This is a genomic window from Frigidibacter sp., from assembly GCF_030695035.1.
In the GTDB taxonomy this organism is placed as follows: domain Bacteria; phylum Pseudomonadota; class Alphaproteobacteria; order Rhodobacterales; family Rhodobacteraceae; genus Frigidibacter.
Window position 1 is genome coordinate 260,080 of record NZ_JAUYTT010000010.1, and the last position, 13,593, is coordinate 273,672.

Annotated in this window: 11 protein-coding genes; 9 read left to right on the forward strand and 2 right to left on the reverse strand. The window is 70.8% G+C overall.

The window, feature by feature from the left end; all coding sequences use genetic code 11:
- Nucleotides 1–2: 2 nt before the first annotated feature.
- Together Q8S30_RS10380 and Q8S30_RS10385 are read left to right on the forward strand one after the other, a co-directional pair.
- A complete protein-coding gene (locus Q8S30_RS10380) occupies nt 3–2,405 on the forward strand; it encodes a circularly permuted type 2 ATP-grasp protein (protein ID WP_305665949.1) in 2,403 nt (800 codons plus the stop codon).
- A 42-nt stretch (nt 2,406–2,447) separates the two neighbouring features.
- Nucleotides 2,448–3,326: a transglutaminase family protein gene (locus tag Q8S30_RS10385; RefSeq protein ID WP_305665950.1), complete on the forward strand. Its 879-nt coding sequence runs from the start codon at nt 2,448–2,450 to the stop codon at nt 3,324–3,326.
- On the opposite strand, the gene Q8S30_RS10390 is transcribed toward Q8S30_RS10385, so the two are convergent.
- The gene (locus Q8S30_RS10390; RefSeq protein WP_305665951.1) at nt 3,310–4,077 is read right to left on the reverse strand and encodes a type 1 glutamine amidotransferase; all 768 of its coding nucleotides are present in this window, start codon (nt 4,075–4,077) and stop codon (nt 3,310–3,312) included. The two genes, Q8S30_RS10385 and Q8S30_RS10390, sit on opposite strands and share 17 nt — an antisense overlap.
- Nucleotides 4,078–4,232: 155 nt before the next feature.
- Between Q8S30_RS10390 and Q8S30_RS10395 the strand changes: the two genes are divergently transcribed.
- On the forward strand, nt 4,233–5,054 hold the full coding sequence (locus Q8S30_RS10395) for a VOC family protein (protein ID WP_305665952.1): 822 nt from the start codon (nt 4,233–4,235) through the stop codon (nt 5,052–5,054).
- Between the two features lie 3 nt (nt 5,055–5,057).
- Here the strand turns inward: Q8S30_RS10395 and Q8S30_RS10400 are convergent, their stop codons facing one another.
- Nucleotides 5,058–5,480, reverse strand: a complete 423-nt coding sequence (locus Q8S30_RS10400) for a MarR family winged helix-turn-helix transcriptional regulator (protein WP_305665953.1) — start codon at nt 5,478–5,480, stop codon at nt 5,058–5,060.
- 135 nt (nt 5,481–5,615) lie between these two features.
- On the opposite strand from Q8S30_RS10400, the gene Q8S30_RS10405 reads away from it, so the two are divergent.
- Genes Q8S30_RS10405 through Q8S30_RS10430 form a run of 6 tightly spaced genes read left to right on the forward strand, consistent with a single transcriptional unit; the run spans nt 5,616 to nt 13,475 of the window.
- Complete coding sequence (locus Q8S30_RS10405; protein ID WP_305665954.1) at nt 5,616–6,476, forward strand: xanthine dehydrogenase family protein subunit M; 861 nt, start codon at nt 5,616–5,618, stop codon at nt 6,474–6,476.
- Nucleotides 6,473–9,226, forward strand: a complete 2,754-nt coding sequence (locus tag Q8S30_RS10410) for a molybdopterin cofactor-binding domain-containing protein (protein ID WP_305665955.1) — start codon at nt 6,473–6,475, stop codon at nt 9,224–9,226. Before Q8S30_RS10405 ends, Q8S30_RS10410 begins: the two co-directional genes overlap by 4 nt.
- Nucleotides 9,223–10,671 (forward strand): 6-hydroxynicotinate reductase, encoded by a 1,449-nt coding sequence (locus Q8S30_RS10415; RefSeq protein WP_305665956.1) that lies wholly within the window; start codon nt 9,223–9,225, stop codon nt 10,669–10,671. Before Q8S30_RS10410 ends, Q8S30_RS10415 begins: the two co-directional genes overlap by 4 nt.
- On the forward strand, nt 10,668–11,519 hold the full coding sequence (locus Q8S30_RS10420) for a UPF0280 family protein (protein WP_305665957.1): 852 nt from the start codon (nt 10,668–10,670) through the stop codon (nt 11,517–11,519). Before Q8S30_RS10415 ends, Q8S30_RS10420 begins: the two co-directional genes overlap by 4 nt.
- Nucleotides 11,506–12,087 (forward strand): amino acid synthesis family protein, encoded by a 582-nt coding sequence (locus Q8S30_RS10425; RefSeq protein ID WP_305665958.1) that lies wholly within the window; start codon nt 11,506–11,508, stop codon nt 12,085–12,087. The genes Q8S30_RS10420 and Q8S30_RS10425 overlap by 14 nt, the downstream gene beginning before the upstream one ends.
- A complete protein-coding gene (locus Q8S30_RS10430) occupies nt 12,087–13,475 on the forward strand; it encodes a hypothetical protein (protein ID WP_305665959.1) in 1,389 nt (462 codons plus the stop codon). The genes Q8S30_RS10425 and Q8S30_RS10430 overlap by 1 nt, the downstream gene beginning before the upstream one ends.
- Nucleotides 13,476–13,593: the final 118 nt, after the last annotated feature.

Here is a 13,593-nt window from a genome sequence, read left to right on the forward strand (position 1 = left end):
GCATGACAGGCCGCGTCGCTACGCCGCCGTCCGACCCCGTGGCCGCGCTGTTGCGCGGCTACGAGCGTTATGCGGGGGTCGCGGATGAGCTGGTGGATGCCAAGGGCGAGATGCGCCCGGTCTGGCGGCCCTTCGTGCAGCATCTGGGCCGCCTCTCGCGCGACACGGTGGCGGCGCGCTTTGCCCGAGGCGATCAGTATCTGCGCGATGCGGGGGTGTTCTACCGGCTCTATGCCGAGAGCGGATCGGATGAGCGGTCCTGGCCGCTGAGCCACGTCCCGGTGATCGTGCATGAGACGGAATGGGACGAGATTTCCGCCGGCCTGATCCAGCGCGCCGAGCTGCTGGAGAAGGTGGCGGCTGACCTTTACGGGCCCAACAAGCTGGTGGCGGGCGGGCATCTGCCGGCGCAGCTGGTGGCGCAGAACCCCGAATGGCTGCGCCCGATGGTGGGCGTGGTGCCCAAGGGCGGGCATTTCCTGCATTTCCTCGCCTTCGAGATCGGCCGCAGCCCCGACGGGTCGTGGTTCGTGCTGGGGGACCGCACGCAGGCCCCCTCGGGCGCCGGTTTCGCGCTGGAAAACCGCGTGGCGACCAGCCGGGTGTTCACCGACTTTTTTGCGGGTGCCAATGTCCACCGGCTCGCCGCCTTCTTCCGCGGCTTCCGCGATGCGATGAACGGGCTGCGCAAGGATGAGAGCACGCGCGTCGGCATCCTCAGCCCCGGGCCGATGAACGACACCTATTTCGAGCATACCTATATCGCCCGCTACCTCGGCTTCATGCTGCTGGAGGGCGAGGATCTGGTGGTGCAGGACGGCGCCGTGATGGTCCGCACCGTGGCGGGCCTGAAGCCGGTCGATGTGCTGTGGCGCCGGCTCGATGCGCGCTTTGCCGACCCGCTGGAGCTGGATCCCTCCTCCCGCATCGGCACGCCCGGCATGGTCGGCGCGCTGCGCGCCGGGCAGGTGGCGATGGTCAACGCGCTTGGCTCTGGCCTGCTGGAAACCCGCGCCTTCCTCGCCTTCCTGCCCCGCATCTGCGAGGTGCTGATGGGCGAGCGGCTGAAGCTGCCGAACATCGCCACCTGGTGGTGCGGGCAGTCGGCCGAACGCGCCTATGTGCTGGCCAATGCCGAGCGGATGCTGATCGGCCCGGCGCTGTCGAACCGCCTGCCGTTCGAGGCGGATGGCGCCACCGTGCAGGGCCGCGCCTTCCGCCCCGGCGCCCATGCCGCCGTCAGCGACTGGATCGCCGCCGAGGGGCCGGCGCTGGTGGGGCAAGAGGCGGTGACGCTGTCCACGACGCCCGCCTATGTTGACGGCCGCCTGCGCCCGCTGCCGATGAGCCTGCGCGCCTTTGTCGTGCGCACGCCTGATGGCTGGCAGGTGATGCCCGGCGGCTATGCAAGGATCGGACGCACCAAGGATGCCAGCGCCATTGCCATGCAGCGCGGCGGGTCGGTCGCGGATGTGTGGATCGTGTCCGACAAGCCGGTCGAGGCCGACACGATGGTCGCCGCGCCGGAGACGTTCCGCCGGTCGGAACTTGGCGTGCTGCCGAGCCGGGCGGCCGACAACCTCTACTGGCTCGGCCGCTATGTGGAACGGGTGGAAACCGCGGTGCGGCTGCTGCGCGCCTGGCATCTGCGGCTTGCCGAAAGCGGCACCGCAGACCGGCCGCTGCTGAAGAGCCTTGGCAAATACCTTGCCGCGCATGGCTTCGATCCGGTGCAGCCGATCGCCGAGGCGCTGGCGGAACGGGTGGACGATGCCCGCAGCTGCGCCGGCAAGGTCCGCGACCGTTTCTCCACCGATGGCTGGATGGCGCTGTCCGATCTCGCCGCCGCCGCCTCTGCCATGCCGGGGCCGGACCATGCGGGCGATGACACCGCCCGCGCGCTTGGCCAGTTCCTGCGCCAGATCGCCGGCTTCTCGGGGCTGGTGCATGAGAACATGTACCGCTTCACCGGCTGGCGCTTCCTGACTCTTGGCCGCGCGCTCGAACGGGCGAACTCCATGTGCTGGACGCTGGCGACCTTCGCCGATGCCAAGGCGCCCGAGGGCGCGCTGGATCTGGCGGTGGAGGTTGGCGACAGCCTGATGTCGCATCGCCGCCGCTACACCGTCGCCACCAACCGCGCCACGGTGATCGACCTTCTGGCGCTGGACGACCGCAACCCCCGCGCGATCTTTTTCCAGCTCAGCGAGATCCGCAACCAGATCGCCAAGCTGCCGGGTAGCGATGCCGCCGGCCCGATGCCGCAGCTTCCGCGCCGGGTGCTGGAGCTGCATACCGGGCTCGCGGTGCTGTCACCTGACGAATTGACCACCGACGGGCTGCTGAAACTGCGCGGGGCGACGGCTGGTCTTTCAGGGCTGATCGCCGACACATATTTCGGCTAAGAAGGCGCGCGGACTCCTCCGCACGGATCCAAGGCGGCCCCCATGCTCTATGACATCACCGCCAGCATCGACTATGCCTATAACCAGCCCTCGGGCCTCGGCCGCACCCTGCTGCGGCTGCTGCCGGTCACGGTGCCGGGCGCCCAGAAGCTGATCGCCGGGGCGCTGACCACCGCGCCTGCCGCGGCAGAGCGCATCGACCGGCTGGATTTCTTCGGCAACCCGGTGACGGAGGTGGCCTTCCGCGAGGCGACCCGCAGCGCCAGCTTCCGCATCCAGGCGCGGGTGGAGCGGATCGCGCAGGCGCCCTCGCTGGACCTGTCGCCGCCGCTGAAGCGTCTGGCGGAGGAGCTCTACGACTACGACGACCTCGGCCCCGCCGCCCCCCACCACTTCCTTGGTCCTTCGGAGCGGGTGCGCCCCTCGGCCGCGATGACCGCCTATGCCCGCGACCATCTGGCCAAGGGCGAGACCACGCTGGCCGTGGTGCAGGCGCTTGGCGGCGCGCTCTACCAAGACATGCGCTTTGACGCGAGTGCCACCACCGTCGATACCGACCCGTCCGAGGCCTTTGCGGCGCGCCACGGCGTGTGCCAGGATTTCAGCCATATCATGATTGCCTGCCTGCGCGGCATCGGCATCCCCGCCGGCTATGTCAGCGGCTACCTGCGCACCAGCCCGCCCAAGGGCGAGGCGCGGCTGGCGGGCGCCGATGCCATGCACGCCTGGGTCCGCGCCTGGTGCGGGGTCGAGGGCGGCTGGGTGGAGTTCGACCCGACCAATGACCTGATGGTGGGCAGCGATCATATCGTGGTCGCCGTCGGCCGCGACTATGATGACGTCGCCCCCGTCAAGGGCGTGCTGCGTACCGCCGGCCGTAGCGCCAGCGGCCACAGCGTCGATGTCATCCCGCTTGGCTGAGGTTGGCAGCTTGGCTGAACCGGGAGGCGCTTGCGTGGCGGCGGTAAAACTGCGCGAACCCTTCGGCAATGCGGGGGCCGTCTAGCGCGCCCGGCAGTGACGCCCGCGCTTCTGCCGTAACGGCGGGTGGAACCATGCCGCCATCGGGGCCATCGAAGGTACCCGTGACATGCGCCGGCAAGAACTCCGGATGGAACTGCACCGACAGCGCCGGGAACGGGTAGGTGAGCCCGCCGAACTTGGACAGCGCGTTGGCCGCCAGCACATCCGCCCCCGGCGGCAGCGCCACCACCTGATCCTGATGGAACGAGATGCTGGCGAAGGGCTCCGGCCCCCACAGCGCCGCCCCGGCCGCGGTGGGGCGATGGTCGTGCCGGCCGATCACCCAGCCCGCCGCCGATTTCTCCACCCGCCCGCCATAGGCCGCCGCCATGATCTGATGGCCGAAGCAGACGCCCGTCACTGGAACTTGCCGGTCGCGCAGCGCGTGCAGCAAGGCCACCAGCGGCCCCATCCAGTCCAGCCGGTCATAGACCCCGGCGCGCGATCCGGTCACGAGGAAGCCGTCATGCGCCGCGGGATCGGGGAGCGGGCCCGGCGCGGTCACGTCATGCACGGTGAACACCGCCTCGGGCAGGGCAGGCGCCAGCCAGTCGCGGAACATGTCCGCATAGGTCCCGTGCCGCGCTGCAAAGCCGGCATCCGGCCGGTCGGCTTCCAATATGCAGATCCGCATCGTTCCCTCATCCATGATCCGCCGATTGGCCTCGCCGCGGCGCGCGCTGTCAAGCCGCCGCCCGAGTCTGCCGAAATGCGCTATGGCATGGTCCCGAAACTGCAATTTCAAACCGCAGCACCGGCCCCCATTGTTATGCTCGAAGCAATTGATGATTTGGGAGAGCCGAGATGGCCACCAGTGATGCCCCCCTCGAGATCGGCCATGTCGCGCTGACCGTGCGTGACCTTCCCGCTGTCGGCGCCTTCTACCAACGCGCCCTCGGCCTTGCGCCCCTGTCGCAGGACGGCGCAACCCTCCGCCTTGGCGCGGGGGGCCGCCTGCTGCTGGAGCTGCGCCGCGACCCCGCCGCCCGCCCCAGCTCGCCGCGCGAGGCCGGCCTCTACCACACCGCCTTCCTTGTCCCCACCCGCGCCGATCTGGGCCGCTGGCTGGCGCATGTCGCCGAGACCCGCGTGCCGCTCGATGGCGCCTCGGACCATCTGGTCAGCGAGGCGATCTACCTCGCCGACCCCGAGGGCAATGGCATCGAGGTCTATGTCGACCGCCCCCGCGCCGCATGGCCGATGACGGCTACCGGTCTGCAGATGGCCAGCGACCCGCTGGACTATCCGGGCATTCTGGCGGCCGGGGCTGGCAGCCACTGGGCGGGGATGCCCGAGGGCTCCGCCATCGGCCATGTGCATCTGCGCGTCGGCGCCATGGAGGGGACGGAGGCGTTCTACGGCCAGACGCTGGGAATGGCGCTGACCACGCGCTTCCCGAGCGCGAACTTCTTCGGATCTGGTGGCTATCATCACCATATCGGCACCAATATCTGGCAAAGCCGCGGGGCCGGGCGCCGTGCGCCGGGCGGCAGCGGGCTGGCCGAGGTGGTGATGCGCGCGGATCCGGCAGAGCTGGCGGCCATCGCGGGCCGGGCTGGAATGGCGGCGGGTACTCTGGCGCTGCAAGACCCTTGGGGCACCGCGATCACCATTGCGGCGAAGTAGCGCTCAGGCCAGCTTGTTCAGCAGGTCCAGGAACCGCGCCTGCTCCGCCGGGGTCAGCGGGGCAAGCGTACGGCGCGACACCTCCAGCGCCGTGTCGCGTGTGGCGGCGAAGGTGGCGGCGCCCGCCTCGGTCAGGCTCACGGTCAGGCGGCGGCGGTCGCCCGGGTCGGGCGCTGTGGCGACCAGCCCCTGCCGCGCCAGGCGGTCCACCACGCCCTTGATGGTGGCGCCGTCCATCGCCGTGACGCGGCCAAGGTGGTTCTGCGACAGCGGACCCAGCTCATGCAGCCGCACCAGCACGGTGAATTGCATGGTCGTCAGCCCTGGGATCGCTTCGGCAAAGATCGCAAGGTGACGCTGGTTCGCGCGGCGCAGCACGAATCCCACCTGATCTTCCAGCACATAGGTTTTTTCTGGGCTTTCCACGGGCCCCGGGATACAGGCCACGCTCGCGCCACGCAAGGTTGTTGACAGGGGACAAGGCACGCCGCAATCTTGTTTCTACACATACGAATTGCCCCCTGCGCAGCACGCCTTCCACCCAAAGGGACCGGGCCGGCCATGACGGAAGCCACCAGCGACTACGCCCGCCCGACCGCGCTGCCCGAGGCGCTGGCGCTGCTGGCGGCCGGCCCGCTCACCGTGCTGGCGGGCGGCACCGACCTTTACCCCGCGACTCAGGCGCAGCGGCTGGCCGGGCCGCTGCTGGACATCACCGCGCTTGAGGGGCTGGCGGGTGTTACCGTGGGGCCGGAAGGCCTGCGCATCGGCGCTGCGACCACATGGACCGAGCTGGCCGAGACCGACCTGCCCCCGGCGCTGGCGGCCCTGCAACAGGCGGCACGGCTGGTCGGCGGGCGGCAAATCCAGAATGCCGGCACAATCGGCGGCAACCTCTGCAACGCCTCGCCCGCCGCCGACGGAGTGCCGCCGCTGCTGGTGCTGGGGGCGGAGGTGGAACTGGCCTCGGTCCGCGGTGTCCGGCGGCTGCCCTTGGCGGAGTTTGTGCTGGGGGTGCGGAAAACGGCACGGACGCCTGATGAACTGCTGACGGCGGTGCATATTCCGGCCGCGGCTTTGGCGGGCACCTCGGCCTTCGTCAAGCTGGGCGCGCGAGCCTATTTGGTGATCTCGATCGCGATGGTCGCGGTGCGGATTGTGGCGGAGCGAGGCCGCGTGGTTGAGGCCGTGCTGGCGGTCGGGGCCTGTAGCGCTGTCGCCCGCCGCTTGCCGCAGGTGGAGGCGGCGCTGGTCGGTGCTCCGCTATCCGAGGTGGCCACGCGGATTACCGCCGCCGAGGTCGGCGCCGCCCTCTCGCCCATCGCCGACATCCGCGGCACCGCCGACTACCGCCTCGAGGCCGCCTGCGTGCTGCTGCGCCGGGCGGTGGCGCAGGCGCTGCCGGTGGAGGAGGTCGCATGAACCAGCCAGGCCGCTTCGCCACCATCACCGTCAACGGCCGCGCGATTGCCGCTACCGGCGATCCCGCCCGCCGCCTGTCGGATTTCCTGCGCGAGGAGGCGGGGCTGCGCGGCACCAAATCGGGATGCGATGCGGGCGATTGCGGGGCTTGCACGGTGATCGTCGATGGCGCCGCGGTCTGCGCCTGCCTGATGCCGATGGGGCGACTGGCGGGCGCCCGGGTGACCACCGTCGAGGGGCTGGCCGATGCGCCGGGCGAGGCGGGGCAGGGCGCGCTCTCGCGCCTGCAAGCGGCCTTCCTGCGCCACGGCGCCGCGCAATGCGGGATCTGTACGCCCGGGATGCTGACCGCCGCCGCCGCGCTGCTGGCCGAATACCCGCGCCCGACCGAGGCCGAGGCAGAGGTGGCGCTTGGCGGGGTGCTCTGCCGCTGCACCGGCTATCGCAAGATCCTCGCCGCCGTCTGTGATGCCTGGCGCGTCGATGTGCCCGAGGCCGCGCTGCCCGCCGGCGCTGCCGTGGGCGCGCGAGTTCGGCGGCTGGACGGGGCGCCGAAGGTGACGGGTGCGGACCGGTTCGGCGCAGATGAATGGCCCGAAGGCGCGCTGCTGCTGAAGGCGGTCCGCTCGCCCCACTTCCACGCGGCCTTTCACTTTGGCGATCTTTCGGGCTGGCAGGCCGTGCGCTCGGGAGTGGCCGCGATCTTCACCGCCGCCGACATCCCCGGCCGCAACCGCTTTGGCGTGATCCCGGCCTTTGCCGATCAGCCGGCGCTGGCCGAGGGCACCGCAAGGCTGCGCGGCGAGGCGGTGGCTCTGGTCGCCTTCGAGCCGGGGGCGGAGCCGGATCTGACCGACTTCCCCGTGACTTGGCAGGCACTCCCGCACCTCCTCGATCCCGCCGAGGCCGAGGCCACAGGCGCTCCCTTGGTCCACGCGGGCCGCCCCGGCAACCACCTTGTCGCGGGCCTTGTCCGCCGCGGAGACGCCGCCGCCGCACTGGCCGCCTCGGTGCATCTGGCGACGGGCAGCATCGAGACCGCCTTCGTCGAACATGCCTATATCGAACCTGAAGCCGGCTCTGCCTGGATGGAGGGCGAGGTGCTGTGCATCCGCGCCTGCACCCAGGCCCCGGTGATGGACCGCGACGACACCGCGGCGATCCTCGGCCTGCCGCCCGAGCGGGTGCGGATCCTGCCGACGGCGGTGGGAGGCGGCTTCGGGTCCAAGCTCGACGTCTCGCTGCAGCCGCTGCTGGGGCTGGCGGTGCTGAAGACCGGGCGGCCGTGCCGGATGGTCTATTCCCGCGCCGAAAGCATGACCTCGACCACGAAGCGCCACCCGGCGCGGATCACGGCGCAGATCGGCTGCGATGCGGAAGGCCGGGTCACCGCCCTGACCTTCGATGGCCTCTTCGACACCGGCGCCTATGCCAGCTGGGGGCCGACGGTGGCGAACCGGGTGCCGGTCCATGCCACCGGCCCCTACCGCACCCCTGCGGTGCTGGCCCGTGCCCGCGCCATCCACACCAACGGCCCCAGTGGCGGTGCCTTCCGCGGCTTCGGCGTGCCGCAGGCGGCACTGGCGCAGGAGACGCTCTATGACCAGCTGGCGGATGCGGCGGGCATCGACCGGCTGGAGCTCCGCCTGCGCAACGCCTTCCGCGACGGCGATGCCACCGCCACGGGGCAGGTGCTGCAAGGCACCGGCATCCATGAGTGCCTGACCGCGCTGGCCCCGCACTGGACCCGCGCGCTGGCGGATGCCGCCGCCGCCAATGCCAAGTCTAGCCACCTGCGCTGGGGCGTCGGCGTCGCCTCCTGCTGGTATGGCTGCGGCAACACCTCGCTGCCCAACCCCTCCACCATCCGGCTGGGGCTGACGCCCGAGGGCACGCTGGTGCTGCATCAGGGCGCCATGGATATCGGGCAGGGCGCCAACACCGTCATCACCCAGATCTGCGCCGATGCGCTTGGCCTGCCGGTGGGGAGCTTCACCCTCGTCGGCCCTGATACCTTCCTGACGCCCGATGCCGGCAAGACCTCTGCCTCGCGCCAGACCTATGTGTCGGGCCGGGCGGCGCAGGCGGCGGGCGCGGCCCTGCGTGCGCAGATCCTGCGGCTGGCCGGGCTGAACGGTGCGGTGCGCCTGCGGCTGGAGGGGGCGGAACTGGTGGTGGAGGGCGAAACCTCACACCGCATCGACCTTGCCGCGCTGGCCGCAAACCCACACGGCTACGCGCTGATGGCCGAGGAGACCTATGACCCGCCCACCGCGCCGCTGGATGCCGACGGGCAGGGCACGCCCTATGCCGTCTATGGCTACGGTGCGCAGATCGCAGAGCTGGAGGTGGACACCGAGCTGGGGACGGTGCGCCTGCTGAAGATCACCGCCGCGCATGATCTTGGCCGGGTCATCAACCCCACGCTGGCCGAGGGCCAGATCGAGGGCGGCATCGCCCAGGGCATCGGCCTTGCGCTGATGGAGGAGTACCTGCCGGGGCGGACCGAGAACCTGCATGACTACCTGATCCCCACCTTCGGCGACGTGCCCCCCATCGAGAGCCTGCTGATCGAGCGGGCGGACCCCGAGGGCCCCTTCGGCGCCAAGGGCCTTGGCGAGCATGTGCTGATCCCGACCGCGCCCGCGATCCTGAACGCGGTGCGCCATGCGACCGGCGTCACCGTCACCCGCGTGCCGCTGCTGCCGCACCGCCTGCGCGCCGCGATCCTTGCCAAGGGAACGCCATGACCGACCGTCCTGAAGTCCCCAAGATCCGCTGCGATGCCTGCCCGGTGATGTGCTACATCGCCCCCGGCCAGACCGGCGCCTGCGACCGCTATGGCAATGTCGCGGGCCGGATTCTGCGCACCGATCCGGTGACGCTGCTGTCGCGCAGCGTGGCGGCGGGCGGGGCGGTGGTGCCCTTCGCGGGCGCGGATTGGCAGGACGGGATGCTGCCCGAGGATGCCTTCGTCACCGGCATCGGATCGGGCACCACCTACCCCGATTACAAGCCCGCGCCCTTCATCGTCTCCTCGCAGATCGAGGGGGCCGATATGGTGACGGTGGTCACCGAGGCGATCTTTTCCTATTGCGGCGTCAAGGTGAAGATCGACACCGACCGCCACCTTGGCAGCGAAGGCGCAGTGGTGCGGGCGGGGGGCGAGGCCGTCGGCCATGTCACCACCGCCGAATATGGCAGCCAGATGCTGTCGCTTGGCGGGGTCAGCCACCTGACCGGGCATTCCAAGGCCGAGGGGCGGGCGACCTCTGCCGCGCTGCTGGCGCTGTGCAACCGCGCTGCGGTGGAACTGGCCATCGACGGCGGGTCCAGCGTCGTGGTGCAGGCGGGCCACGCGCCGATTGTCGACGGAGTGCCGGAGCGGCGGATGCGGGTCGGCTGCGGGTCGGCCACCATTGGCATGTTCGCAGATCAGTGGCTGGGGCTGGTGGATGAGGTGGTGGTGGTCGATGACCATATCACCGGCGTCGTGTCCGAGCATCAGGCGGGCAAGGTGATTGGCTGGCCCGAGACCGGCATCAAGATCCTCGGCCAGCGATCGACTCCGGGGCGGTATTTCCGGGTGTCGGAGCCGGGGCTGGGATGGGGCGGCACGCGGCTGACCGACCCCCTTGCGATCCTTGGCCCGTGGAATGCCAAGAAGGGCGCGCGGCCGGGGCTGCGGCTGCTGATGGTCTCCACCACTGGCGAGGATTGCGGGTATTACGTGCTGGATGAGGCGCTGCAGCCGGTACAGCAGCCGCTGCCCGAGGAGCTGAAACCCTCGGTCGCGCTGATCGACGAGAATTGCGAGCCGTCGCTGTGTACCGTGCTGTTCGTCGGCGGGGCGGGCGGCAGCCTGCGCGCCGGGGTCACGCGCAACCCGGTGCGGCTGACGCGGTCGGTGCAGGCGGGGGAGACGCGGCTGACGGTGGGCGGGGCGGGGGTGTTCCTCTGGCCCGGCGGCGGGATCACCTTCATGGTCGATGTGACGCGGCTGCCGGAGGGGGCGTTCGGCCAGGTGCCGACCCCGGCGCTGGTGGCGCCCCTGGAGTTCACCCTGCCGCGCGCGGCCTATCTGGCGCTTGGCGGGCATGGCGGCGCGATCCGGCCCTTGGCCGAGATCGGGGTGGAGGGCGGGGAGTATGTGATCGCGGCACGGGTAGAGCCCTGGCCGGGGGCGGCGGAGTGAGCGCTTGGTCCGCCCTGCTGCCCGATGGCCGCCTGCATCTGCAGCACGGCCCCATCGACCTGATCGTGGAGGCCTTCGGCGCGCCGGAGGCGGTGCGGGCGGCCTATGCCCGCGCCACGGCCCGGTTCGAGGGGGTGCTGCCGGCGCTGGTTGCAGAACTGCCGGCCTTGCGCAGCAACACACCCGGCGTGCTGCGCGGCCGCGTGGCGCAGGCGATGGCCGATGCGGTTGCGCCCTTCCGCCCGGACTTCATCACCCCGATGGCCGCGGTGGCGGGGGCGGTGGCCGATTCTGTCTGCGCAGCGCTGGTGGCGGGGGGCGGGCTCAGCCGCGCCTATGTCAACAACGGCGGCGACATCGCGCTGTGGCTGGCGCCGGGGCAGGGCCTGACCGCTGCCATCGCCGCCCGCCCCGGCGCGCCGGACCGGCTGCGCATCGCCCACGCCGATCCCGTGCGCGGCATCGCCACTTCGGGCCGGGACGGGCGCTCCCTGTCGCTCGGCATCGCCGACGCGGTGACGGTGCTGGCCGCGACTGCCGCCGCCGCCGATGCCGCCGCGACGATGATAGCCAATGCGGTGGATCTACCCGGCCATCCCGCCATCAGCCGCCGCCCGGCTTGCGAGGTCAGCCATGACAGCGACCTTGGCGACCGCCTCGTCACCTGCGCCGTCGCCCCTCTGCCCGCCGAAGACATCGCCACCGCCCTCGACCGCGGCGCAACCTTCGCAAGCGCCCTGCAGGCCCGCGGGCTGATTGCCGGGGCGGCGCTTTTCCTGCAGGGTGCCGCGCAAGTCACCGGCCCCTTGCTGCAACAACCCGTGGAGCCCCGCCTTGCCCCAGTTTGAGATCCGCAAGACCGCCCTGATCGTGGAAGACATCCACCATGACGGCGGCCCCGCGCCCGAGCAGCCGCGCCGCCGCGCCGCGATGCTGGCGCTGGTGCGCAACCCCTTCGCGGGCCGCCATGAGCCCGATCTGCAACCGGCGATGGAGGATCTCAAGCCCCTCGGCCTTGCGATGAGCCACCGCCTGATCGCGGCACTGGACGGGCCGGAGGGCATCGACGGCTATGGCAAGGGCGCGCTGGTCGGCGCGAGCGGCGAGGCGGAGCATGGCGCGCTGTGGCACGTCCCCGGCGGCTATGCGATGCGCGAGCTTCTGGGCGAATCGCGGGCCATTGTGCCCTCGGCGATGAAGGTTGGCGCGATGGGGGCGACGCTGGATGTGCCCTTGGGCCATATCAACGCCGCCTATGTCCGCAGCCATTTCGATGCCTTCACCGTGTCGATGCCCGACGGCCCCCGCGCCGATGAGATCCTGTTCGTGCTGGCGATGGCCCGCGGCGGGCGGGTGCATTCGCGGATGGGCGGGCTCGAGGTCTGGCAGGTCACCGGAACGGACGGGCTGCGCTGATGCGTCAGCTGCCCGCCGCGGCGGCGCTGGCGCTGCTGCCGGGTGCAGCGCTGGCCCATGCGTCGGAGCGGATGGTGATCCTGACGCTGCCGACCGGCTGGTACATCCTTGGCGCCGCGGTTGCCGTGGCGCTGACCGGGGCGCTGGCGCTGCTGGGGCGGCTTCCGGCCTTCACGGCGCGGCAGCTGTGGGAGCGGCGGGTGATCGTGCCGCGCCCCGCCGTCAGCTGGATCGCCGCGCTGGTCTGGGCGGCGCTGGTGGTCACCGGCCTCCTTGGCAGCCGCGACCCGATGGCGAACCCTTTGCCGCTGGTGGTCTGGACGGTGATGTGGGTGGCGCTGACGCTGGCTTGCGTGATCTTCGGCGACCTGTGGCGCGGGATCGACCCTTGGACCGGCCCGGTGCGCAGCGCCCGCCGCCTGCTGGGGCGGACCGGCAGCATAGGCCTTGTGCGGCTTGGCTACCTGCCCGCGGTGCTGTTCTACCTGGCCTTCGCCTGGTTCGAGATCGTGTCGCTGAGCCCCGCCGACCCCGCCGTTCTGGCGCGGGTGGTGGCGGGGTACTGGCTGCTGGTCTTCGTGCTGGCGGTGGCCGAGGGCGAGGACTGGCTGGAGCGGGGCGAGGCCTTCACGGTCTATTTCGGCTTTATTTCCAAGATCGCGCCGCTCTGGCACGAAACCCAAGGCACCACGGTGCGCCGCTTCTGCGGTCTGCCTGGCGCGCAGGTGCTGCGGATGGCGCCGCTGCCGCCGACCGCCATCGCCTTCGTGACGCTGGTGCTGGCCGGCGTCACCTTCGACGGGCTGGCCGAGACCTTCTGGTGGCTGGCCCTGATCGGCATCAACCCGCTGGAGTTTCCGGGCCGCTCTGCCGTGACCGGGGTCAACACCGCCGGGCTGCTGGCCCTCTGGGCCCTGACCGGCGCCACCATCCTTGCGGCGCTGGCACTTGGCCTGCGGCTGGTCCGAATTTCACAGACGGGCGCGCCTTTGGCAAGGTTCGGCGCGCTGGCGGGCCCGGTGCTGCTGTCCTTCCTGCCGATCGCCGCGGGCTATCACGTTGCGCATTATTTCATCGCGCTGCTGACGCAAGGCCAATACGTCCTTGCCGCGCTGAACGACCCCCTGCACCGGGACTGGGCGCTTCTGGGCCTGCCCAAGCATTGGGTGTCCTTCGGGTTTCTGTCGGATGCAGCCTCGGTCCACGCCATCTGGGCGGTGCAGTTCGTGGTGATCCTCGGCGCGCATGTGCTGGCCGTGGTGCTGTCGATGCGGCTGTCGGACGCCCCCCCGCGCCTCTCTGGCTGGTCACATCTGCCGGTCACAGTGCTGATGGTGCTTTACACGGTGCTTGGTCTCTGGCTGCTATCGACCCCGACGGGCGCCTGACAAAAGGGCGGTTCGGCATCCATCGAGGCGTGCAGAAATGCGTGGACTTTTCATTTGCACACTCACATTATTTTCCCAAGGCCCGGCGCGCAAGATCAGGGCCAAGCCCCCAACAGCG